The organism is Kitasatospora phosalacinea (assembly GCF_030268885.1).
Taxonomy (GTDB): domain Bacteria; phylum Actinomycetota; class Actinomycetes; order Streptomycetales; family Streptomycetaceae; genus Kitasatospora; species Kitasatospora phosalacinea_C.
Window position 1 is genome coordinate 24359 of the sequence record NZ_BSSA01000019.1, and the last position, 22659, is coordinate 47017.

Annotated in this window: 20 protein-coding genes, 2 tRNA genes and 1 pseudogene; 6 read left to right on the plus strand and 17 right to left on the minus strand. The window is 74.3% G+C overall.

Annotation, left to right across the window (positions count from 1 at the left end; all coding sequences use genetic code 11):
• Positions 1-124: 124 nt before the first annotated feature.
• Positions 125-1279, plus strand: coding sequence for an NtaA/DmoA family FMN-dependent monooxygenase (locus QSK52_RS24740; protein WP_285738338.1), 1155 nt, complete (start codon positions 125-127; stop codon positions 1277-1279).
• Positions 1280-1352: 73 nt separating this feature from the next.
• On the opposite strand, the gene QSK52_RS24745 is transcribed toward QSK52_RS24740, so the two are convergent.
• From QSK52_RS24745 to QSK52_RS24755, 3 genes are all read right to left on the minus strand, one after another.
• A complete protein-coding gene (locus QSK52_RS24745) occupies positions 1353-2615 on the minus strand; it encodes a cytochrome P450 (protein ID WP_285738339.1) in 1263 nt (420 codons plus the stop codon).
• 130 nt (positions 2616-2745) lie between these two features.
• Positions 2746-4221, minus strand: coding sequence for an MFS transporter (locus QSK52_RS24750; RefSeq protein WP_285738340.1), 1476 nt, complete (start codon positions 4219-4221; stop codon positions 2746-2748).
• Positions 4222-4326: 105 nt separating this feature from the next.
• A complete protein-coding gene (locus QSK52_RS24755) occupies positions 4327-5580 on the minus strand; it encodes a cytochrome P450 (protein WP_285738341.1) in 1254 nt (417 codons plus the stop codon).
• A 403-nt stretch (positions 5581-5983) separates the two neighbouring features.
• Between QSK52_RS24755 and QSK52_RS24760 the strand changes: the two genes are divergently transcribed.
• Together QSK52_RS24760 and QSK52_RS24765 are read left to right on the plus strand one after the other, a co-directional pair.
• On the plus strand, positions 5984-6304 hold the full coding sequence (locus QSK52_RS24760) for a helix-turn-helix transcriptional regulator (protein ID WP_285738342.1): 321 nt from the start codon (positions 5984-5986) through the stop codon (positions 6302-6304).
• Between the two features lie 122 nt (positions 6305-6426).
• A complete protein-coding gene (locus QSK52_RS24765) occupies positions 6427-7278 on the plus strand; it encodes a patatin-like phospholipase family protein (RefSeq protein ID WP_285738343.1) in 852 nt (283 codons plus the stop codon).
• 123 nt (positions 7279-7401) lie between these two features.
• Here the strand turns inward: QSK52_RS24765 and QSK52_RS39705 are convergent.
• Positions 7402-7488 (minus strand): annotated as a pseudogene (locus QSK52_RS39705) (IS5 family transposase); the annotation flags it as partial.
• Between the two features lie 265 nt (positions 7489-7753).
• Between QSK52_RS39705 and QSK52_RS24770 the strand changes: the two are divergent.
• The 3 genes from QSK52_RS24770 to QSK52_RS24780 all read left to right on the plus strand — a co-directional run bounded on the left by QSK52_RS24770 (position 7754) and on the right by QSK52_RS24780 (position 8632).
• Positions 7754-8182, plus strand: a complete 429-nt coding sequence (locus QSK52_RS24770) for an LppU/SCO3897 family protein (protein ID WP_285738344.1) — start codon at positions 7754-7756, stop codon at positions 8180-8182.
• A gap of 244 nt (positions 8183-8426) precedes the next feature.
• Positions 8427-8499, plus strand: a tRNA-Gln gene (locus QSK52_RS24775).
• 53 nt (positions 8500-8552) lie between these two features.
• A tRNA-Tyr gene (locus QSK52_RS24780) sits at positions 8553-8632 on the plus strand.
• 28 nt (positions 8633-8660) lie between these two features.
• On the opposite strand, the gene QSK52_RS24785 is transcribed toward QSK52_RS24780, so the two are convergent.
• From QSK52_RS24785 to QSK52_RS24845, 13 genes are all read right to left on the minus strand, one after another.
• Positions 8661-9296 carry a hypothetical protein gene (locus QSK52_RS24785; RefSeq protein WP_285738345.1) on the minus strand — a complete coding sequence of 212 codons (636 nt, stop codon included), beginning with the start codon at positions 9294-9296 and terminating at the stop codon, positions 8661-8663.
• 20 nt (positions 9297-9316) lie between these two features.
• Complete coding sequence (locus QSK52_RS24790) at positions 9317-9697, minus strand: hypothetical protein (RefSeq protein WP_285738346.1); 381 nt, start codon at positions 9695-9697, stop codon at positions 9317-9319.
• 28 nt (positions 9698-9725) lie between these two features.
• Complete coding sequence (locus QSK52_RS24795; RefSeq protein WP_285738347.1) at positions 9726-10640, minus strand: carbohydrate kinase family protein; 915 nt, start codon at positions 10638-10640, stop codon at positions 9726-9728.
• Between the two features lie 69 nt (positions 10641-10709).
• On the minus strand, positions 10710-12761 hold the full coding sequence (locus QSK52_RS24800; RefSeq protein ID WP_285738348.1) for a glycoside hydrolase family 32 protein: 2052 nt from the start codon (positions 12759-12761) through the stop codon (positions 10710-10712).
• A 41-nt stretch (positions 12762-12802) separates the two neighbouring features.
• Positions 12803-13804 (minus strand): glycosyl hydrolase family 32, encoded by a 1002-nt coding sequence (locus QSK52_RS24805; protein WP_285738349.1) that lies wholly within the window; start codon positions 13802-13804, stop codon positions 12803-12805.
• An 80-nt stretch (positions 13805-13884) separates the two neighbouring features.
• A complete protein-coding gene (locus tag QSK52_RS24810) occupies positions 13885-14808 on the minus strand; it encodes a carbohydrate ABC transporter permease (RefSeq protein WP_285738350.1) in 924 nt (307 codons plus the stop codon).
• 2 nt (positions 14809-14810) lie between these two features.
• Positions 14811-15812 carry a carbohydrate ABC transporter permease gene (locus tag QSK52_RS24815; protein WP_285738351.1) on the minus strand — a complete coding sequence of 334 codons (1002 nt, stop codon included), beginning with the start codon at positions 15810-15812 and terminating at the stop codon, positions 14811-14813.
• A 64-nt stretch (positions 15813-15876) separates the two neighbouring features.
• Complete coding sequence (locus QSK52_RS24820) at positions 15877-17172, minus strand: sugar ABC transporter substrate-binding protein (protein WP_285738352.1); 1296 nt, start codon at positions 17170-17172, stop codon at positions 15877-15879.
• Positions 17173-17306: 134 nt separating this feature from the next.
• The gene (locus QSK52_RS24825) at positions 17307-18341 is read right to left on the minus strand and encodes a LacI family DNA-binding transcriptional regulator (RefSeq protein WP_285738353.1); all 1035 of its coding nucleotides are present in this window, start codon (positions 18339-18341) and stop codon (positions 17307-17309) included.
• A 144-nt stretch (positions 18342-18485) separates the two neighbouring features.
• Positions 18486-19292: an ABC transporter permease subunit gene (locus QSK52_RS24830; protein ID WP_285738354.1), complete on the minus strand. Its 807-nt coding sequence runs from the start codon at positions 19290-19292 to the stop codon at positions 18486-18488.
• A complete protein-coding gene (locus QSK52_RS24835; protein ID WP_285738355.1) occupies positions 19289-20845 on the minus strand; it encodes a hypothetical protein in 1557 nt (518 codons plus the stop codon). Before QSK52_RS24835 ends, QSK52_RS24830 begins: the two co-directional genes overlap by 4 nt.
• A complete protein-coding gene (locus QSK52_RS24840) occupies positions 20842-21696 on the minus strand; it encodes an ATP-binding cassette domain-containing protein (protein ID WP_285738443.1) in 855 nt (284 codons plus the stop codon). The genes QSK52_RS24835 and QSK52_RS24840 overlap by 4 nt, the downstream gene beginning before the upstream one ends.
• Positions 21697-21936: 240 nt before the next feature.
• The gene (locus tag QSK52_RS24845) at positions 21937-22557 is read right to left on the minus strand and encodes a dihydrofolate reductase family protein (RefSeq protein WP_285738356.1); all 621 of its coding nucleotides are present in this window, start codon (positions 22555-22557) and stop codon (positions 21937-21939) included.
• Positions 22558-22659 lie beyond the last annotated feature (102 nt).

Below are 22659 nucleotides of genomic sequence, written 5' to 3' on the forward strand. Positions count from 1 at the left end.
ACGCGCGTTAACTGTCGCGCAGTCGGCACTATTTACCGCGTCCGCCCCGACGTATGGTGACGCGGGAGAAAAGCGGGCGGCCCGGCCCGCGGAATCCGCTATTCCGGGAGAGACGAGGAACTCCGTGACGCGCGAACTCCACCTCAACATCAACCTGCTGTCGACCGGAGCCCACCACGGCGCCTGGCGGTGGCCCGGGGTCGACCCGCTCTCCTTCGTCCACGTGGAGAACTACGTGGCGTCCGCACGGGTCGCCGAACGCGGCCTGTTCGACGCGGTGTTCCTCGGCGACGTGCCCGGCATCGCCGAGAACATCAACTACCGCCCGCAGTTCAACGGCCTCGAACCGACCCTGGTGCTCACCGCCATCGCCCTGGCCACCGAGCGGATCGGCCTGATCGGCACCGCCTCCACCAGCTACAACGAGCCCTACAACCTGGCCCGGCGGCTCCAGGCCCTCGACCTGATCAGCCACGGCCGGGCCGGCTGGAACGCCGTCACCACCTCGATACCGGCGATCTCGCACAACTTCACCGCCACCCTGCCCGACCGGGAGGAACGCTACGCCCGGGCCCGGGAGTTCGTGGACGTGGTGCGCACCCTGTGGCTCAGCTGGGAGCCCGACGCGCTGCCCGCCGACACCGCCGCCGGACGCTTCGCCGACCTCGACCGGATCCCCGCGATCGACCACCACGGCGCGCACTTCGACGTCCGCGGCCCGTTCTGCCTGCCCCGCTCCGAGCAGGGCCACCCGGTGATCGTCCAGGCCGGCGGCTCCGGCCACGGCCGCGACCTGGCCGGCCGCACCGCCGACGCGGTCTTCGCCAGCGGCACCGACCTGGCCTCCTCCCGCGCGTACGTCGCCGACCTGCGCCGCCACGTCGCCTCGTACGGCCGCGACCCGGAGGCGATCGTGGTGCTGCCCGGCCTGGTCACCCACATCGGCGACACCGAGCGCGAGGCGTGGAAGCGCCGCCGCGCCCTCGACGAGCTCGACCTGGAGCACCGCGGCACCAGCAACGGCCACCTCACCGCCACCGGCACGCCCGAGCAGGTCGCCGACCTGATCCAGCTGTGGTTCGAGGAGGGCGCCGCGGACGGCTTCAACCTGATGCCGGACGTGCTCTCCGACGGCCTGCCGGTCTTCGTCGACGAGGTGGTGCCGATCCTGCAGCGCCGCGGCCTGTTCCGCACCGAGTACCGCGGCAGCACCCTGCGCGAGCACTACGGTGCGGCGCAGCCGGTGCGGCCGGACGGGGCGGCGGCCGCCGCGCGCTGACGGCGGCCGTCCGCGCCGCGGCCCCCGCACCGTCCGGACGGTGCGGGGGCCGCGGCACTGCTGCCCGGCGGGCTCACCAGGTGACCGGCAGCGCCCGCACCCCGTAGGTGAGCATGTCGTGCCGGAACGACAGCTCCTCCAGCGGCACCGCCAGCCGCAGCCCCGGCAGCCGCCGCACCAGCGCCTCCAGCACCACCTCCAGCTCCAGCACCGCCAGCGGCACGCCCAGGCAGCGGTGGATGCCCGCGCCGAAGGCCAGGTGCTGCGGGGCCGCGCGGGAGAGGTCCAGCTCGTCGGGGCGCTCGAAGACGGCCGCGTCCCGGTTCGCCGAGTTGAGCGAGAGCAGCACCCCCTCCCCCGCCCGGACCAGCTGCCCGCCGATCTCCACGTCCGCGGTGGCGATCCGGGACAGGCCGTGGTTGCCCACGCTGTGGTAGCGCAGCAGCTCCTCCACCGCGCCCGGCACCAGCGTCGGGTCGGCGCGCAGCCGGGCCGCCTGCTCCGGGTGCAGGGCCAGGCTCAGCCCGGTCAGGCCGACCATGTTGGCGGTGGTGTCGTGCCCGGCGATCAGCAGCAGCCGGGCGATCCCCAGCAGGTCCTCGTGGCTCAGCGCGCCGGGGCGGACCTGGTCGACCACCAGCCGCCCGAGCAGGTCGTCGGTCGGCCGCGCCTCCTTCTCCCGCACCAGCGCGTCCAGGTACTCCAGCAGTTCGCCGAACGCCCCGCCGACCTCCTCCGGCGAGGCGTTGGCCGACATCGCGGTGTACGTCTTGTCCTGGAAGAACTCCCGGTCCTCCGCCGGGACGCCGAGGATCAGGCAGATCACCGTGGCGGGCAGCGGCAGGCCCAGCGCGGCCAGCAGGTCCGCGGAGCGCTCCGGGCGGGCCAGCAGCCCGTCCAGCAGCTCGTGGGTGATCCGCTCCACCATCGGCCGCATCGCGGCCACCCGGCCCGCCGTGAACTCCTTCCCGATCATCCGCCGGATCACCGTGTGGTCCGGCGGGTCCATCCGCACCAGCCAGCGCGTCCCGCCGCCCCCGGCCGCCAGCGCGGCGGCCGCGGCCGTCGCCTTCGGGAAGCCCTCCCGGCTGGTGTCCGAGCTGAAGTGCGGGCTGTGCAGCACCGCCCGGACGTCGGCGTGCCGGGCCGCCAGCCAGCTGGTGCTGCCGTCCCACAGCCGCACCCGGGTCAGCGCCTGCCCGCTGCGCCGCAGTTCGGCCAGCGCGGGGGGTGGGTCCAGCGGGTCGGTGCGGGGCATCGGGAAGGCGGGCAGCGGGGCGGGCGCGGTGCTCACGGTGCTGCTCACGGTCGTGCTCGCGGTCGTGCCGGCGGTCATCGCGTGTCTCCTGGAGGGGTGCGGAGGAACGGGAGGGGCGGCGCTGCGGGCCGTGGGGACGACCCGGGCAGCGCCGCCCGGTGCTCAGCTCGGTGGTGCGGGTGCGGAGGTGGTGCGGGTGCGGAGGTGCTCAGCTGCTGCCGGAGCCCTGCGGAGCGGCGGCCCCCGCCCCGGCCCCCGCGGCGCGGCGCAGCGGGAGGGCGGTGAGGGCGATCAGCAGCAGGGCCAGCAGCAGGAAGGCGGTGGCCCCGGTGAAGGCCGCGCCGATGCCGTGCGCGGTGGCCGCGGCCCGCGGGGTGTCCGGGGCGGCGTGGCGCAGGGAGGAGCCGTAGACGGTGATCAGGACGGCGATGCCGAGGGCGCCGCCGCTCTGCTGGAAGGTCTGCAGCACGCCGGAGGCGGCCCCGGCGTCCTGCGGGGGGACGCCGCCGAGGATCAGGCCGGTGAGCGGCATCAGGAAGGTGCCGATGCCCAGGCCGAGCAGGAACAGCGGGACGAGGACGCCGCCCGCGTAGCTGCTGCCGCCGTCCAGTCGGCTGAGCCAGCCGATGCCGACCGCGCACAGCACCAGCCCGCCGAGGATGAGCGGCCGCGGGCCCCACAGCGGCAGCAGCCGGCGGGTGGAGCGGGAGACCACGAACACCGTCAGGGCCATCGGCAGGAACGCCAGTCCGGCGCTGAGCGCGCTGTAGTGCAGCACGTCCTGGAGGAACATCGGGACGAACAGCGAGATGGTGAAGTTGCTGGCCATCGTGAACGCCATCGCCAGGTAGCCGCTGGTGCGGTTGCGGTCGGCGAGCAGCCGCAGCGGCATCAGCGGCTGGGCGGCGCGCGACTGGCGCAGCACGAACAGGGCCAGCAGGACGGCCGCGGCGACCAGCGCGACGGGCGTCGCCCCGCCCCAGCCGTGGGCGGAGGCGTTGATGAACGCCCAGGCCAGGACGGACAGTCCGGCGGTCGCGGCGAGCGCGCCCGGCACGTCGAGGCGGCCGGGGTTGCGCGGGGGCTCGGCGACCAGGCGGGGGGTGAGCACCACGATGGCCAGCCCGATCGGGACGTTGACCAGCAGCACCCAGCGCCAGGAGGCGACGTCGGTGAGCACGCCGCTGGCGATCATGCCGATCGCCATGCCCAGGCCCGCGACGGTCGAGTACCCGGCCAGCGCCCGGTTCCGGGCCGGCCCCTCGGCGAAGTTCGCCATCAGCAGCGACATCGCGCCCGGCGCGGCGAACGCCGCCCCGACCCCCTGCAGCGCCCGGGCCGCCAGCAGCCACCCCGGCGAGGGGGCCAGCCCGCCGAGCAGCGAACTGGCGGTGAACAGGGCCACCCCGGCGACGAAGGTGCGGCGGCGGCCGAAGACGTCACCGGTGCGGCCGCCCAGCAGCAGCAGCCCGGCGTACGGGAGGATGTACGCGTTCAGCACCCAGGCCAGGCCGGTCGGGGAGAAGTGCAGGCCGGACTGGATCTCGGGCAGGGCCACCGCCATCGCGGTGGCGTCGACGACGACCATCATCTGACAGGCCACGATGACGGCCAGGACGACGCCGGGGTACTGCCCGGCCCGTCCCTCGCTGGTCGCGGGCCGGGTGGTGGAGGAGAGGGACATGACGGGTTCTCGCTTCTGAATTCTGTCGGCCGTTCCGTCGGCCGTTCCGTTGGGCGTTCCGGCGGCCGTTGCGTCAGCCGGTCGGCCGGTCGGCCGACTGCCGGGTCACCAGGTCACCGGCAGGCTCTCGAGGGCGTGGAAGATGAAACCGCCCGGCAGGTGGCGCGGCCGGAAGCCGTCCGCCAGGCGCAGTTGCGGGAGGGCCTCGGCCAGCGTCTCCAGGGCGACCCTGGTCTCCAGCCGGGCCAGCGGGGCGCCGACGCAGAAGTGGACGCCGAAGCCGAAGCCGAGGTGGTTCGGGGGGCCGGTGCGGTCGAGCCGGAACTCCTCGGCGTCCGGGACGACCTCGGGGTCGCGCCCGGCCGCGGCGAACATCACCCGGACCCGGGCGCCCGCGGGCACCAGGGTGTCGCCGATCCGGACGTCCTCGGTGGCCACCCGCAGCGCGCCCTGCACCGAGGAGTCGTGGCGCAGGGTCTCCTCCACCGCGGCGGCGGCCAGCGCCGGGTCGGCCACCACCGCGGCCCACCGCTCCGGGACGGTCAGCAGCTGGTGGACGGCGTTGGCGATCAGGTTGGTGGTGGTCTCGTGCCCGGCCGCGATCATGAAGCGCAGCGCGACCACGGCCTGGTCCAGGGTGCACAGCGGGTCCTCGCCCAGGGTGGCCCGGTACAGTCCGCCGATCAGGTCCTCGTCCGCCTCCGGCGCACCGTCCGCCCGGGTCAGCAGCAGCTCGCGCAGGTACTCCTCGTACGCGGCCAACTGCCCGGCGAACGCCAGCTGCTGGTCGGGGGTCAGCGGGGCGACCTGGAGCAGCAGCCAGGCGTTGTTCCACTCCTTCACGGCGGCCCGGTCGGCGACCGGCACGCCGATCACCTCGCTGATCACCGTGTACGGCAGCGGGTAGGCGAACCGGGCCAGCAGGTCCACGCCCTCGGCACCGTCGCCGCCCTCGGCGACCAGCTCGGCGGCCAGTTCGCGGGCCACCTCGCGGATCCGGGGTTCCAGCACCCGCAGCTTGCGGGGCGTGAAGTACTCGTTGATGAACGCCCGGAACCGGGTGTGCGCCGGGCCCGCCAGGTTGTACAGGGCGGGCTGGTAGAACAGCGTCCCCTCCAGCACCTCCTTGGCCTGCGGGGCGATCGGCACGTGCCCGTCCAGGTTGTGGCGGCTGGTCAGGCCGGTGCTGTCGCGCAGGGCGGAGTGCAGTTCCGCGCGGCCCGTGACGATGTACTCGTCGAACCCGCGGTGGTGGGCGACCGGTACCGTGCCGCGGGCCTTCGCGTAGGCCGCGTACGGGCACGCCATGAATTGCTCGGACAGCGGGTCGAATACCTCCTCGATTTCCCAGTCGACCACCGAAGGAACAGATTCCGGCATGGCCCGAATACCTCCCCGCTCATTGATTTCCGCCCCGAACGGCGCACCGGGTCCAGGAAAGCCGCCAGTCGATCTGTTGTCAAGGACACTGTTCGTCAAGGCAGTTCGGATAAATCCGTCCCACGCACGGGACAATTTCCTTTTCCGGAAATTGTCACGCCCGCGGGACAATTCCCGGCCCACCGGGGCCCCCGAACCCCGCCCCGGTCGGCGCCCGCCTTGCTACGATGGACGGGCCCGGTTCCGTCCTGCCAGGGGGTGCGCACGTGGAACGATGTCCGGCCGCGCCGAGGGAGGCGCGGTAGCCGCGGGACCTACCCGCCGCCGCACCGCCCCACCGCCCGAGCGCACCCACGCCCGCCGGCCCCCTGGGGATGAATCGATGGACCTGCAAGCACCCGGCCCCGCCGACCCGGACCGCACCCCGCCCGCGGTCCCCGCCGCCACCCCGCCCGAGACGCCCCCCGCCGCCCCGCCCGGCTCCCCCAGCGCCAAGCTGGTCAGCGCCCGCGGCGCCGCGGAGATCCTCGGCGTCACCGACGGCGCGGTCCGCAAGATGATCGCCCGCGGCACCTTCCCCGACCCCGACGTCCTCCTCGACGCCCGCCGCCTGTGGTGCCGCACCACCATCGAGGCGTACTCCAGCACCGGCCGCCGCCGCCCCGGCCGCCCCCGCAAGGACGCCGACCCGCGCACCGCCTAGGCCGTGTTCGGGAAGGAGCTCGTCGTACGCGGAGCGCGCCGTCGCCCTCGTCGTGCGACGGACTCCTGAGGAGAGGATCATGGACGGGTTCTGCGTAGCTCGATCGAGCAAGGAGCCGTCCCATGGCACGTCCCACCCGCCCCCTTTCGCGAGCTCTCGTACTCGGCGGGGGAGGTGTGACGGGCATCGCCTGGGAAGTCGGCGTCCTCGCAGGTCTCAGCTCCCGGGGCATCGACTGGAACAGAGCCACCTCGGTGATCGGAACCTCGGCGGGCTCGTTCGTCGGAACCGCCGTCGCCAGCGGCTACGACCTGGAGCGCCTCTTCGCCTCCCAGTTGGTCCCGGACGAGAACGAGGTGGACGTCAAGGCGTCAGAGGCCACGAGGGCCGCCTGGTGGGCGGCCCTCGCCGAAGGCGGCGACGATCCGCGCAAGGTCGGCGCGGCGATGGGACGCATCTCCAAAGCAGACCCCGAGCCCGTGTCCCCAGCCACCCGACGCCAAGTCGTCGCCTCACGTCTGGTCACCACCGACTGGCCCACCCGCTTGAAGGTCACCGCGATCGACGCCGACACGGGCGAGCTGCATCTGTTCGACGAGCACACGGGCGTCTCACTGACCGACGCTGTCTCCGCGAGCGGTGCGGTCCCCGGCGTCTGGCCTCTCGAACACTTCTTGGGCCGTTCCTGGGTGGACGGCGGTATGGTCTCCACCACCAACGCACGCCTGGCCGCCGGCCACGACAGGATCGTCATCCTGGCACCGATGCCTGACGGCTACGGACGGATTCCCGGTGCGGCCGCGGATGCCGAAGCCTTGGCGGAGCAGGCCCAGGTATGTCTCATCGCGCCGGACGAACAGAGCGTCGAAGGCATCGGCCCCAACCCCTACGATCCCAGGCGCCGCAAGGCCGCAGCACGAGCCGGCCGAGCCCAGGCCGAGGCCCTGGCCGACAAGGTCGCGCTGCTGTGGTGAGAAGCCGCGCCACCCGCAGAGGGAACGGCTACGGCCACTCGCCGATCGCGGCGATCAGGACGGCGGCTTCGAAGCGGACCGCGAGTCCGTCGAACCGGGTGGCGACCGCCCGGTTTGCCCTGGCTCGCAGGCCAGGTGGATCTTCGTGGTGAAGCCTCCCCGGGACCGGCCCGGGCCATGGTCCTCGGGTTCGGCGCGGGTCCCGGCCGCGTCCGCCACCGGATCCCGTCGATGAGTCTCCGCCGGCCCAACGGTGGCCGCCCCGACACCGCGACCGGCAGCAACGGCTCCAGCACCGCCCGCTGTTCGTCCGGGAGACCCCCTCGTCCCACACCGAGATCATCACAATGCGGACCGAGGAACAGGAGCGACTTTTACAACACGGCCAAGCGCCCGTCACCACCCCACCCGGTCACCGCAGTTGGGCGGCGCGGCGGTACGCTGCCGTGCCGTCCGATCCAGCGAGGAACCCCCTGTGACCACTCCCCCCGTCTCCGACGCCCCCGAACCCGCCACCGCAACCACCGAACCCGCCGAACCCGCCGAACCCGTCGAACCGACCGCGGCGCCCGAGACCCCCGCGGCCCGCCGCTGGGTGCCCGGCGCCCTGAAGGTCGCGGGCCTGGTGGTGGCGATCGTGGTGGCCCTCCTCGCCGCCGCCTACCTCTCCCGCGACACCCCGGCCGCCGCCAAGGCGGGCGACTGCGCCCACAACGCGGGCACCGACGACAAGCCCGACGTCAGCCTGGTCGACTGCCACTCGGCCGACGCCGAGTTCACCGTCCTCAAGGTCGTCCACGGCGCCGACGAACAGGACTGCCAGACCGAACCGGCCCTCGTGGCCACCTACGTGGAGACCCGCCGCAGCTCCGTCCTCGTCCTCTGCCTGGGCGTGCACGGCTGACCCGCCGCCCCGCCCCGCCGGCCGCCGGGAAAACCCGTTGCCCGCGGCCGCGGCCCCGGAGCAGAGTAGGGGTGTCAGCCCGGCACCGAGGCAGCGGAGGGGAGCACGCGATGAGCAGCAGCCAGTCGTATCCCCAGCAGCGCCAGGGGCGTTCCTCCTCGCGGTAGCCGGCTTCGACAGCGCCCGGCCGTCCGAGGGGGAGTCCCCCGTCCGGGCGGCCCTTCTGTCGGCCGCCCGCCCGCAGTGCCGGATGGTGCAACTGGCAGCACGCCTGACTCTGGATCAGGAAGTTCGGGGTTCGAATCCTCGTCCGGCAGCGCAGCACCTGGAGAGTGAGCCGAGCGCGTTCGGTCCGTGCACTCTCCGTCGAGGGCGAGCTGGGCAGTGGAGAGCCCAAGGGCCTGTAAAGCCCCCGCTTCGGCTGTGCCGGTTCGACTCCGGCCTCGCCCACCGACAGCAGTGACCGCTTCCCGCGGGGTCAGGGGGCGGCGTCCTCGCGGACGGGGAGGCCGTCCGGGCCGCGGACCTCGATGCGGAGGGCGAACTCGTCGCGCAGCAGGGCGGCGTGCTCCGGGGTGGCGAGGAGGTAGTGGTCGTCCGCGCAGGCGTCGAGGCCGGGGAGGCAGTGGAGGACCCGCGGGTCGAGGGAGCGGTCGGGCAGCAGGTCGGCGACGTTCTCGTGGACGGCGCCCTGGTCGAGGTAGTCGTCGGACTCCTGCTCGATCCACCAGGACTTCTCGGCGCCGTTCACCCGGAACCGCAGCTCCCGGGAGCCGCCGGGCTCGCCGAGCAGTTCGACGTCGGTGATGCCGGTGCCGGGGCCGAGCACCGCGGCGGCCTCGTCGAGGATCCAGGCGTACGCGGACCCGGCGTCGTCGACGTCCTCGCCGTGCACCGAGAACGCCAGCCCGCACTGCAGGAAGGTCTCCACCAGCTCCTCGGTGCGCCGGGCCGGGCCCGGCTCGGGGAAGTCGGCGAGGTACGCGCACGCCTCGGCGTACCGCTCGGCGTCGACCGTGCCGAGCTCGTGCAGGCGGGCGGCCAGCCGCAGGTAGGTGTTCGGGGCGGTGACGGCGGTGGTGTCGGTGGTGTCGGTGGTGTCGGTGGTGGCCATGGGGGGATTCTGACAGGACGTCATGACACCGCGGTCGGCCCGGATCGGCCCTCCCGGGCCCGCCGGTCCTGCTCGGCCTTCCAGGCGAAGGCGTCCGCGGTCCGCCGGGTCAGCGAGTCGTCGTGCCAGCCGTCCGTGACGTCGGTCCACTTGCCGATGCGGGCGTGGGCGGCGCCGCCCTCCGCCCGCTGGTCGTAGGACAGGTGGAACCGGTGGACCCGGCCCTCGGCGGAGATGATCTGGCCCTCCTCGTGGTGGAGGCTCTCCTGCAGGAGGTCGACGACGACCGTCTCCGCGGGGTCGAGCCCCCGTTCCCGCAGGAGCTCCCGCAACCTGACCCAGAGGTCGATGTCGCTGGTCCGCAGGAGGCGGGTGTACTGGACGACGATGTCGGAGACCATCGGCCGATTCTCCCGGACGCGCCTCCCGCTACGCCAGGTCCGCCCGGCGGGCGGCGAGCTCGGCGGCGGTGGGCGGGTTGGCTCCGGCGCGGGAGACGGTGACGGCGGCGGCCGCGGCGGCGGTCCGCAGGGCGGCGGTCAGGGCGTCGAGGCCGGGGCGGGGGGTGTCGAGGGCGGCGAGGAGGGCGGACATGAAGGAGTCCCCGGCGCCGACGGTGTCGACGACGGTGGTGGGCGGGGCGTCGGTGCGGGTCTCGCCCTCGGGGGTGAGGGCGAAGGCGCCGTCGCCGCCCCGGGTGACGACGACGGTGCCGGGGCCGAGGGTGAGCCAGCGGGCGGCGCTGTCGCGGACGGGGACGCCGGGGTAGAGGAAGGCGAGGTCCTCGTCGCTGGCCTTGACCAGGTCGCTGAGCGCCACGCAGTGCTCGACCGCGGCGACGGCGGCCGACCGCTCGCCGAACAGGTCGGGGCGGACGTTGGGGTCGTACGAGACGGTGGCACCGGCGGCGCGGGCGCCCCGGAGCAGGCGGCGGGCGACCGCCGCACCGGGTTCCTGCACGGAGGCCAGCGAGCCGAGGTGGACGTGCCGGGCCCGGGGGGCCGCGGCCGTCGGGGCGAGGGTCCAGTCGATCGCGAAGCGGTAGGAGCCGCTGCCGGACGGGTCGAGGGTGACGATCGCGCTGGGCGTCGGGACGTCCCGGCCGTCCGTCAGGACGGTGGTGCCGCCCGCCTCCAGGTGGGTGCGGATCAGTTCGCCGTACGGGTCGGTGCCGAGCTGGGTGAGCAGGGCGGTGCGTCGGCCGAGCCGGGCGAGGCCGTGGGCGACGTTGGCGGGGCTGCCGCCGGGGTGCGGCCGGTCGGGGTGGCCGGGGGTGCGGACGATGTCGGCGACGCACTCGCCGATCACCAGGAAGTCGAAGTCGGCGGGGGTGGGTTCGGGCATGGTGCGGGCTGCTCCCGGTAGGGGGTGGGTGCCCGGGCGGCGCACGCGGGTGCGCCGCCCGGGCGTCGGTCAGTCGCTCAGGACGACCTGGTCGACCATCAGGTGTCCCCAGGCGCCGGTGGCGTCGTCGAGGACCTGGAGCTGCGCGGTGCGCCCCTGGAGGTCGGTCAGGTCCCAGTCGACGGGTCGCATGGCGCCGCTGTCCGCGCCGGTGGCGGTGCGCACGGGCCGCCCGTCGACCAGCAGGTTGACGCTGGTCGCGCCGGGGGTGCCGAGCGGGTGGTCGCCGCCGGCGAGGAGGAGGTGCAGGTGGTCGCGGTCGACGGTGAAGGCGGGTGAGGTGAGCGTGCCGGTGGCGCCGTCGCGGCCGGCGAAGGTGTCGAGGACGGCGTTCCCGACCGAGCCGGGGAGCCGTTCGGTGGTCGGCGCGGTCCCGGCCAGGTCGCCGGTGCCGGTCCAGCCGGGGGCGTACGCGCCGCCCTCGAAGTCGGCGAGCGGCCGGGCGGGGCGCTGGGCGAGGTCGGCGTACTCGGTGACGGTGAGGTGGGCGAAGGTGGCGGTGCCGCCGCTGGTGAACAGTTTCAGCCCGTCGTCGGCGGGGTCGGCGAACACCTCGTCGGAGTGGACGTGGCGGCCGTCGTCGACGAAGTACTCGACGCTGGTGCGGTCGACCAGGACGGTCAGGTGGGCGGTGGTCCGCGCCTGGTCCCAGGGGGCGCGGGACTCCAGGTGGGTCCCGTCCGCCGAGGGGTTCCCCGTCCCGCCGCGGTTCAGGTAGCTGTGGTCGCGGTAGATCCCGGCGTCGGCGTGCCGGGTGCCGTCGGCGGAGACCCGCAGCTGGACGCCGATGTTGTCCAGGGCGCTCCAGCTGACGTCGGCGTCCAGCCGGTACGCGGTGCCGCGGTAGGGCAGCGTGGTCAGCCCGTTCACCCGGACGGTGCCCAGGTCGGTGGTCCGCGCGGCGTGCCGGTCGAGGGCGGGGGCGGGCCGGGAGGCCAGCGCGTAGCCGTCGGCGTAGCGCTTCAGGCTGAGCTGCCGGGTGATCGCGTCGGTGCCGTTGAAGCCGTCGGAGGCCCAGGTCGGGGTGGTGTACGGGTAGGTCCAGTTGTTGAGCCAGGCGGTGGCGTAGCGGTGGTCGAGCGGGGCGGCCGGGTCCTCCCAGGTGACGCCCGCGTACCAGTCGAAGCCGTGGTCGAGCCACTGCGGGGCGGCGCTGTCGGGGGTGAACGCGGTGCCGTCGAAGCTGCCGGTCCAGTAGGCGTAGGTGTTGGGGTCGCCGGTGAGGTAGCCGTTGGCGCTGGCGCCGAGCACCCAGTGCACGGTGCCGTCGTCGGCGCGCATCCGGAACAGGTCGGGGCACTCCAGGGTGCCCAGGCCGGGGTGGGGGGAGTCGGACGCCCAGGTCCAGGTCCTCAGGTCGGGCGAGGTCCAGAGGCTGAGCTTGGTGCCCTCGGCGAGCAGCGCGACCCAGCGGTTCCGGTCGGCGTCCCAGACCAGCTTGGGGTCGCGGAAGTCCTTGCGGCCGCCGTTGGGGAGGACGGGGGCGTCGCCGTAGGGGCGGAAGTTGCGGCCGCCGTCGGTGGAGTACCAGAGGAACTGGGCCTGCGGGCCGGAGGCGTCGGCGATCTGGGCGGGGGTGGGGTGGTCCATCTGGGTCACCAGCACGACCACGGCCCCGGCGCCGAACCCGGCGGTGTTGCCGGTGTCGACGACCGCGGAGCCGGACCACAGGTCGTAGTTGGCGTTGGTCTGCTTGGGCGCGGCCACGCCCTGGTCGTGGAAGGCCACGCCGTCGGTGCTGGTGGCCTGCCGCCAGGCGGTGCCGACGGCCTGCCCGTAGTCGGCGTTGTAGAGGTAGTAGTAGTGGAACGCGCCGTCGGACCAGACCGGCCGCTGCGGGTCGTTCTTCCAGTGGTCGGGGACGGTGAAGTGGTAGACGGCGCGGTTGCCGTCGGCCGCCCGGGCCGCGGTGGGGGCGGCCGGGCCGGGGGCGGCCACCGCGGCCGCGGTCAGGACGAGGCCGAGCAGGGCGGCCAGGCCGAGCCGCAGGGTGCGGCCGGGCCGGGGCCGGCGCGGCGCGGTGGCCGCGCCGGCCCGGTGGAGCGAGGAGCGTGGGGTCATGCTCGACTCCTGGGTGGGGAGGTGGGGGGGGGACGGAGGGGTCAGCCGACCGCGGCGGGCAGGGCGTCCACGGACGGCCCTTCGGCGGCCGGTCCTTCGACGGTCAGCCGGTGCCCGTCCCAGGACACCGGCATCGGGTCGCTGATGCCGCCGGTGAACGCCCCGTCGGGGCCGGTGTGGTGGAAGCCCATCAGGGCCCAGGAACCGTCGCGGCGGCGGACCAGCTTGCCGCTGTAGTAGCGGTCGTCGGTGACCTGCCGGGCGGCGCCCACGTCGAACGGGCCGAGCAGGCTCCCGGCGGGGGCGGCCCAGATGCCGCCGCGGGTGCCGGTGGCGCGGCGGCTGTCGGAGGCGTGCTCGGCGAGGCAGGAGAAGAGCAGCAGGGGCTTGCCGTCGACGACCTCGGTCTGGGTGACCTCCAGCTGCCCGAAGCCGTGGGCGGCGGGGGCGGAGAGCGGGGGCCGCAGTTCCCAGGTCCGCAGGTCGGCGGAGACCGCGTGGCCGACCACGCCGCGTTCGAAGGCCGGTCCGGTGGTGGCCCGGGCGGTGATCAGCATGTGCCAGCCGTCGCCGTCCGGGTCGGGGAAGACCCACGGGTCGCGGAACGCCTCGTCGTGCCACTGGCCGGTGTCGAGCGTCTCGTAGAGGGTGGGGTCGGCGCTCAGCACCGGGCCGGGGCCGGCCTTGTGCCAGGTGGTCAGGTCGGTGGAGGTGGCGTAGCCGATCCGCTGGACGTTCCTGCCGCCGGGGGCGCGGGTGGAGCCGGTGTAGAACAGGAACCAGGTGCCGTCGGGGTGGCGGACCACCGAGCCGGTCCAGGTGGCGAGGTCGTCGAAGGCGGGGGCGTCGGCGCGGACCAGGGCGTCGGGGACGCGGGTCCACTCGACCAGGTCGGTGGAGACCGCGTGGCCGATGGAGGCGCGGTAGTGCCGGTCCTCGGGGTCGTGCAGGGCGCGCGAGGCGTACAGGAAGAACAGGTGGTGGCGTTCGCCGTCGTCGGCGAACCAGAAGTCCCAGACCCAGCAGTCGGGCGGAGCGAACATGACGGCCTTTCGGGCGTGCCCCGCGGACCCTCGGCCGCGGTGGGCGGCGGGGTCTGCGGAGGAGGGGGCGGGAGGGGGCGTCAGCCCTTGACGCCGCTCGCGGCGACGCTGCTGACGAAGGAGCGCTGGAAGGCGAGGAAGACCACCAGCACCGGCAGGGTGATCATCGAGGTGTAGGCCATGACCTCGCCCCAGGCCGGGTTGTCCTGGAAGAAGTACTGCATGCCGACCATGACGGGGCGCAGCTTCTCGTCCTGGACCACCATGGTCGGCCACAGGTACTGGTTCCAGGCGGGCAGGAAGGTCAGGATCGCCACGGTGGCGAAGGCCGGTCCGGACAGCGGGACGACGATCCTGCGGTAGATGGTGAACCAGCCCGCGCCGTCGATCCGGGCGGCCTCGTCGAGCGAGGTCGGGATGGTGGAGAAGTACTGGCTGAACAGGAAGATCGAGAAGGCGTTCGCGACGAACGGGACGATCTGCACCTGGTAGCCGTCGAGCCAGCCGGTGTCCCACACCAGGGTGCCGTCCTGGAGGAACAGGATCGGCAGGTGCGCGACCCAGTACACCAGCGGCACCGCGATGGTCTCGAACGGGACGATCAGGGTCGCGATGACGACGCTCGTGACCAGGCCGCGGCCGCGCCAGCGCATCCGGGACAGGGCGAAGCCCGCCATCGAGTTGACGACCAGTCCGAGGCCGACGATCGCCACCGTCACGAACAGCGAGTTCAGCAGGAACCGGCCGACCGGCACCCGGTCGAAGACGGCGCCGTAGTTGTGCAGGCTGATGTCGCCGACCGGGAGGAAGGCCCGCCAGCCGCCGATGTCGGAGAGCAGCTGCCCGTCCGGCTTGAGGCTGGAGACGAACATGAACACCAGCGGGAACAGGAAGAACACCGACAGCCCGACCAGCACCAGGTAGGACCACGCCCGGCGGCGCCGGCGCAGCTGCTGCTCGCTCGTCTCGGTGCGCGCCCGCGGGGCGCGTGCGGTCTCGGCCATGGTCAGTCCTTGTCGCGGGTGAGGTGGCGCTGGACCAGCGCGATGACGAGCACGATCACGAAGAAGACCAGCGACAGGGCCGAGCCGTACCCGATCTGCTGCTGGCGGTAGCCGGTGAGCACCGCGTGGTAGACCAGCGTCGAGGTGGAGTCGACCGGGCCGCCCTGGGTCATCACGTCGATCTGCACGAACAGGCCGAGCGCGGCGATGGTGATGGTGATCAGGACGAAGATCCTGGTCGGGCGCAGGCACGGCCAGGTGACGTCCTTGAACTGGCGCCAGGCACCGGCGCCGTCCATCCGGGCCGCCTCGTAGAGCTCCTCCGGGATGGTCTGCAGGCCGGAGAGCCAGATCAGCATGTGGAAGCCGACGGCCTGCCAGACGGACAGCACGATGATCGCGAACAGTGCGGTGCTCGGGTCGTTCAGCCAGGCGGTGCCCTGCCAGGCGCCGAGGGTGACCGAGTCGATGAAGGAGTTGATCACGCCGCTCGGCTGGTACATGAACTTCCACAGGATCGAGACCACGACGATCGAGGTCACGACCGGGATGAAGAAGATCACCCGGAACGCGGTGACGCCGCGGATCCTCTGGTTGACCAGCAGCGCGAGGAACAGGCCGAACCCGGCCTGCACCGGCACCACCACCGCCGCGAAGGCGAAGGTGTTGACCATCGACCGGAAGAAGGTCGGGTCGACGGTGAACGCGCGGACGAAGTTGTCGAGGCCGACGAAGCGCAGCGGCTCCGGGGAGACCAGCCGGGCGTTGGTGAAGGACAGGACGAAGCCCAGCAGCACCGGCACGATCAGGAAGGCCAGCAGCAGCAGGATCGCCGGGGAGGCCATCGCCAGACCGGCCCGGGCCTCGCTGCGGCGGGCCGAGCGGGGGCGGGCCGAGCGGGGGCGGGTGGCGGGACGGGCCCCGGCGGCCGCGGGGCCGGGCCGGGGTTCGTCGGGGCCGGGGCCGGGGTCGGCCGGGGGGTCGAGGCGGAAGGTCGCCGTCATGGGGTCACACCTTTCCGGCGGCCGGGCGGTGGCACGCCCCGCCCGGTCGCCGTTCGCCGCTGCGTCAGTTGCCGTAGCCGTTGTTCGACTTGATGTCGCTGTCGATCGCCTGCACGGCGGCGTCCAGCGCGGGCTTGACGTCGGCGCCGTTCATGATGTCCTTGGCGGCCTTCTCGAAGCTGGTGGAGACCACCGGGTAGCCGGGGGTGGCGGGCCGGGCCAGCGCGAACTTCTGCGACAGCACGGCGAACTGGCGCAGCGCGCCGTCCGGGCCGAAGTACTTGGAGGCGGCGGTGGCGCCCGCGGTGGCGGGGATGACCACCTGGCTGTCGGAGAACGCGGTGAGGTACTTGTCCTGGAAGCTGAACTCCAGGTACTTGCGGGCGCCCTCGGACTGCGCCTTGCCGCAGCCCGCCGAGATGCCCCACTGCCAGGAGCCGCCGCCGATCCTCGGTCCCTTGCCGAAGTCCACCGGCGGGAGGATCAGCAGGTCGGAGCCGACCTTGTCCAGGGCGTCCTTGGCGTTCCACACGCCGGTGTAGCTGAGCGCGACCTTGTCGTCGACGAAGTTCTGGTTGCCGACCGGGCCGTCGCTGTTCGCCCAGCCCTCCTTGAACGCCTTCTGGAACCAGCTGAAGAAGGCCACCGCGGCCGGCCCGTTCAGGGCGCCCTGGGCGGTCCTCATGCCGCTGCGGTCGATCTCGTCGCCCCCGGCGCTCTGCAGCATCGGCGAGTAGGCGTAGGACCACCACTCGCCCTTGTCGGCCGCGCCCAGGTCCAGCGGGGTCTTGTAGCCGGAGTCCTTCAGCTTGCCCACCGCGGCGTCGAACTCGGCCAGGGTCCACGGCTGTTCGACGGTCGGGATGCGGATGCCGTTCTTCTCCAGCACCGACCTGCGGGCGAAGAGCGACAGCGCTGCGTCCCAGTAGCCCGCCGAGTAGACCTTCCCCCGGTACGTCCCGACGGCGGTCGGCAGCAGCGAGTCGGTGAGGCTCGCGGGCAGGTCGAGCGGCTGCAGGTAGCCGGCCCACGCCCAGTTGGGCATGACCGGGCCGTCCATGTCGATCAGGCAGGGCAGCTTGCGGGCGGCGGCGGCCGCGGTGACCGCGTCGTTGTACGAGCCCTGTGGGAAGTTCTGCTGGACGATCTGGTACTCGCCCTGCGAGGCGTTGAAGTCGTCGATGATCCGCCGGTAGACGGCCAGTTCGCCGGGGTTGCCCGCGGAGTGGGTCCACATGGTGATCTTGGTCGGGCCGCCGCCGTCGGCGGAGGCACCGTCGTGGCTGGCCTTGGCACAGCCGGTCAGCGCGACCGTACCGAGCAGGCTCGCCGCTGCTACCATCGCGAGGGGATTGCGCACAGGAGGTCCCTTTCCGGGGGCCGACCGCCAAGTCGGCCCCGAGTGAACGGCAGCGCCAACTGCCGTGTGGTTGCACCGGCCGGACGGCAGCGCCAACTGCCGCGGCCGGACGTACGACGAGGAGTCCGCCGCCGTTACCGGCTCGCCCGCGCGGGCGGCGGCGGACCCACGGATTCCCGGCGGATGACCGGGCACGGCATCCGGTGCGGTTCGTCCGGGTCGGCCGTCCGCTCCCCGAGCGCCACCTCCATCGCCCAGCGCCCCATCTCGTAGTGCGGCAGGGCGACGGTGGTCAGCGGCGGGTCGAGTTCGGCGGCGATCAGCTGCTGGTCGTCGTAGCCGACCACCGACAGGTCCTCCGGGATGCGCAGGCCCCGGCGGCGGGCCGCGGCGTAGGCGCCCATCGCCATCCGGTCGTTGAAGCAGAACAGGGCGGTCGGACGCCGGTCGGCGGGCAGGTCGAGCAGCTCCTCGGCGGCGGCCCTCCCCCCGCCCGCGTCGGTCTCGCCGCGCACGTGCAGCGCCGGGTCGGGGGCGATGCCCGCCTCGGCCAGCACCTGCCGGTAGCCCTCGTGGCGCAGGGCCGAGGCCACCACGCCGCCCGCCGGGGCGTCCAGGTAGGCGATCCGCCGGTGCCCGGCGGCGGTCAGCTCCCGGGTCGCCGCCACCCCGCCCTCCCGGTCGTCCGGCACCACGGCGGGCCAACTGCCGTGTGCGGGGCGGCAGTCCAGGAAGACGCTGCCCTCGGCGAGGCCCGCCGGGGCGTCCACCACCTGGTGCCACATCCGGGCGTAGACCATCGCGTCGACCCGCTGCCCGGTCAGTGCCTCGACCGCCTGCCGCTCCTGCGCCGGGTCGCCGTCGGTGTCCACCAGCACCACCAGGTGGCCGTGCTCGCGGGCCGCGTCGTTGGCGCCCGCCAGCATCCGGCCCGCGAAGGGGGTGGTGGCGATGCTGTCGGAGATCAGGCCGATCATCCGGGTGCGCTGCGTCCGCAGGCTCCGGGCCACCGAGTTGGGCGCGTAGCCGATCGCCTCGGCCGCCTCCCGCACCTTCGCCTGGGTCGCGGCCGAGATCCGGTCGCCGCCCGCTCCGCTGAGCACCATCGACACCGTCGCCGTCGACACCCCCGCCGCGGCGGCGACATCGGACATCCGCACCCGGGCCATGGCCGTCCGCACCTCGCACCGTTTCCGTTTAATCGATTAACCGTCGGGAAGCGAGTATGCAATCGGGCCGACATCCGGTCAAGGGGAGTCCGCGGCAGCGTTACCTCACCGCAACGCTGCCGCGGTCGGTCGGACCCGGTGCCCTCAGGCGTCCCGGGCGTGCAGGACGGTGCGGCCGAGGGCGAGGGCGGCGGCGGCCCACAGGGCGAGGACGCCCAGGCCCGCCCAGGGGCCGATCGGCAGGCGGGCGGTGTCGAGGGTGGCCTGGACGGCGAGCCCGGCGGGCATCGGGGCGACCTGCCGGAGGTGGCGCTGCCAGTCGGGGTCGGCGACCACCGCGGCCAGCGCGGGCAGCACGAACAGCAGGCCGAGGACGGCGCCGGTGGCGGCCGCGGAGCTGCGGGTCGCGGTGACGGCGCCGAGGCCGAGCAGGGCGACCAGCAGCAGGTAGAGCACCGAGCCGGCGGCGGCCCGCAGGGTGGGTCCGTCGGCGAGGGACAGCGCGGGGTAGCCGTGGGCGGGGGTCGGCCCGTTGCCGGGCAGCAGCAGCCGGGCGGCGAGCAGCGAACCGGCCACCGCGAGCGCCCCCGCGACGAGGACCGCGGCGGACAGCACCAGGGCCTTGGCGGCCAGCACCGCGGAGCGGCGCGGCACCGCGGCCAGCGTCGTCCGGATCATGCCGGTGTGGTACTCGTTCCCGGCCGTCAGCACGCCCAGCACGACCGCCGCGACCTGGCCGACCAGGACGCCGGTCAGGGCGGTGCGGGGCGCGTCGACGCCGCAGCCGGGGGCGGGGCAGGTGGTGGTGGCGACGGTGGCCGCGCCGACCGCGACGGTCAGCAGGACCAGGCCGAGCAGCAGCCGGGCCTGGGTGGCGTCGGTGCGGAACTTGGTCCACTCCGCGGCCAGCGCGAGGCGCAGCACGGGCCGGTCGGACGGGGAGGACGTCACGCGTCCCTCCGGCGGATCAGGACGACGGCGGCGAGCAGGGCCGCCGCCGCCCAGGCGGTCAGGACGGCGAGCCCGGCCCACGGGGAGAGCGGGTAGTAGCCGGAGGCGGGCGTGTAGAGGGTGAACACCTGCGGGAGGCGCGGCAGGCTCTGCTGGATCGCGAACCCGGCCGCCGGGGTGACCCGCAGCAGCCACTCGGACGCCCCGACGGGCAGCGCCCCGGAGGTGGCCAGCAGGTAGGGCAGCACCAGGCCCCCGACGGTCGCGGCGATCGCCGGGGCGGCGCGCCGCAGCAGCAGGCCGAGCGCGAGGGCGAGCACGCAGGACGCCGCGAGCAGCAGGCCGGTGCCGAGCACCACCCGCAGTTCGACGGCGCCGGGGACGACGGCCACCGGGAAGCCGTGCGCGGTGGACCAGGCGGTGCCGAGCGGCACGGCGACCGCCGCGGCGGCCGTGCCGACCAGCAGGGCGAGGGCGGCGATCGGCAGCGCCTTGGCGACCGGGAGCAGGCCGCGGCGGGGGCTCGCGGCGAGGGTGAGGGCGATCAGGCCGCGCCGGTACTCGGCGGTGGCGCAGCCGGTGGCGACCACGGCCAGGGCGGCCAGCCCGGCGAAGGTGCCGACCAGGGAGTTCTCCACCGTCCGTCCCCCGGCCAGGGCGGGGCCGCCGACCACCGCGGCGATGTCGCCCGCGCCGGTGACGGTGAACCCGGCACCCTCCCGGGCGTACCCGCCCGGGACGCCCGGCAGGTAGCTGCCGGAGGTGCCCGCGTCGGCGCCGACCAGGCTGCCGGTCCATCCGCCCGCGCCGTCCGGGCCGTCGCCGGCCGGTGGGGCCCAGCCGCCGGAGAGCACCGCCGGTCCGAACCGGCCGGTGGCGACGGCGGGGGTGAGGCCGGTGCCGGTGCCGGTGTCCTCGGCGCGTTCCGGGGAGGTGGCGAACAGGCCGACCTGCGCGGTGCGGGGCAGGCCGGGGAGCCGGGCGGTGCCGATCCGCGTCCAGTGCTCGCCGTCGGCGGAGTCGTAGCCGGTGACGGTGTCGCCGGTGCGGGTCAGCCGCAGCCACTGCGGGGCGGTGTCGGTGGGGAGGCCGGGGCGGCCGGCCGCGTCGTGGGTGTAGTCGTACTGCCACCGGACGCCGTGGGACCCGGTGGCGGTGACCGCCGCGTACGGGGAGCCCTGGTCGAGCCCGGCCTTGACGATGATCCCGGCCTTCGCCCACTCGGCCGCCGGGCCCGGCGAACTCCCTTGCGGGCCATCGGCGTTGACGCTGGTGAGGCCGAGCACCGGGACGGTCAGGGTGCCGTCGCCGGAGAGGGTGCGGTGGACGAAGGAGAAGCTGTCGTTGACCGCCTGCCCGCCGGGGCCGACCGGCAGTTCGGTGCGGCCGGGGTTCGGGTTGGTCGCGGCGGTGCCGACCAGGCCGACGGCGAGGACCGCCAGCAGGGCGCCCGCCACGGTGGCGACCCAGCCGGGGACGGTGCGCAGCTTGGTCCACTCGGCGCGCAGCATCCGTCCGAAGTCGCCCGCCGCGGAACGGAGTCGCCCGGTCATCGGGCACCTCCGCCGTGGTACTGGACGGCGTCCCGGGTCAGTTCGAGGTACGCCTCCTCCAGCGAGGCGCGGTGCGCGGAGACCTCGGCGAACGGGACGCCCGCGGCGGCGAGCAGCGCGACGATCCGCTCGGGCTCCAGGCCGTGGACGGTGACGGTGTCCGGGCCGGTGGTGCTGACGGTGGCGCCGCCGCCCGCCAGGGCCCGCACCGCCCGGTCGGGGGCGGCGGTGCGCAGGGTGACCCGGCCGTGCGAGGCGGTGGCCAGCAGGGCGGCGACGGTGGTGTCGGCGATCACCCGGCCGCGGCCGACGACGATCAGGTGGTCGGCGGTGTCCTGGAGTTCGCCCATCAGGTGGCTGGAGACCAGGACCGCCCGGCCGCGGGCGGCCTGCTCGGCGAGCAGGGCGCGGATCCACCGGAAGCCCTCGGGGTCGAGCCCGTTGAAGGGCTCGTCGAGCATCAGCGCGGGCGGGTCGCCGAGCAGGGCCGCGGCGATGCCCAGCCGCTGGCGCATGCCGAGCGAGAACTGCCCGGCCTTGCGCCCGGCCACCTCCTGCAGGCCCGCCGCGGCCAGCACCCGGTCGACCCGGCGGGCGTCGATGCCCTGCGAACGGGCCAGCCACAGCAGGTGGTTGCGGGCGGTGCGGCCGGGTTGCAGGGCGCCCGCGTCGAGCAGGGCGCCGAGGTGGGTGAAGGGGCGGTGCAGGCTGCGGTAGGGGCGGCCGCCGACCAGGGCGGTGCCCGCGTCGGGGGTGTCGAGGCCGAGGACCACCCGCATGGTGGTGGACTTCCCGGCGCCGTTGGGGCCGACGAAGCCGGTGATCCGGCCGGGGCGGACGGTGAAGGTCATGCCGTCCAGGGCCGGGTTCGCCCCGAAGCGCTTGCGCAGGCCGGTGACGCGGATCGTCCCGGCCGGGTCGGCGCCGGGCCGTCCCGGGGGGTGCTGCTCGCTGGTGTGCCGCTCGGCGGTGGTCGGGTCCATGGTGGTCGAGCGTAGGAATCCGACCCCCGCCGGGTCGTCACGGCCGGGAGCGATCCCGCGGACGGGCGCCGTCCCCCGCAGGAGCTACGACGCCCGCCCGCGGGGGCCTCAGCCCTGGACCTCGCTCATGTCGCCGGTCGCCGGGACGCCCTCGACCAGGCCGTAGCGCAGCAGGACGGTGCCGCGCGGGCCGGCGGCGGGCGGTTCGAGCAGCGCGAGGCTGGTGGGGACGGCGCCCTCGGCGAAGACCTTCTTGCCGGTGCCGAGGACGATCGGGTGCACCCACAGGTCGAGCCGGTCGAACAGCTTCTCCCGCAGCAGGGTCTGCACCAGGTCCAGGCTGCCGACCACCTTGACCCGCTGGTGCCGCTCGCGCACCTCCCGCACCGCGGCGACCAGGTCCGGCCCGAGCAGCTCGGACCCGGCCCAGGTCAGCTCGGGCTTCCCGCGCGAGGCGACGTACTTCGGGATGCGGTTGAACAGCTCGGCGAAGGGGTTGTCCCCGGCGTTCGGCCAGTAGGCGGCGAAGATGTCGTACGTCCGCCGCCCGAGCAGCAGCGCGTCGGCGCCCTCGTACGCGGCGTCGACCTGCGCCCCGGAGACCTCGTCGATCAGCGGGGCCTGCCAGCCGCCGAAGGCGAAGTCGTCCGCCGGGTCCTCCTCGGGGCCGCCGGGCGCCTGCCCGACCAGGTCGAGGGTGGTGAACAGCTCGATGTCGATGACGCCCATGGTGTGCTCCCGGGGAGGGGTGAGTGGTCCTGTCCCAGGTGCAGACGGACCGGGACGGGCGAACTCATCGGTCCGCTCCCGTCCAGTCTGCCCGCCCGGGCC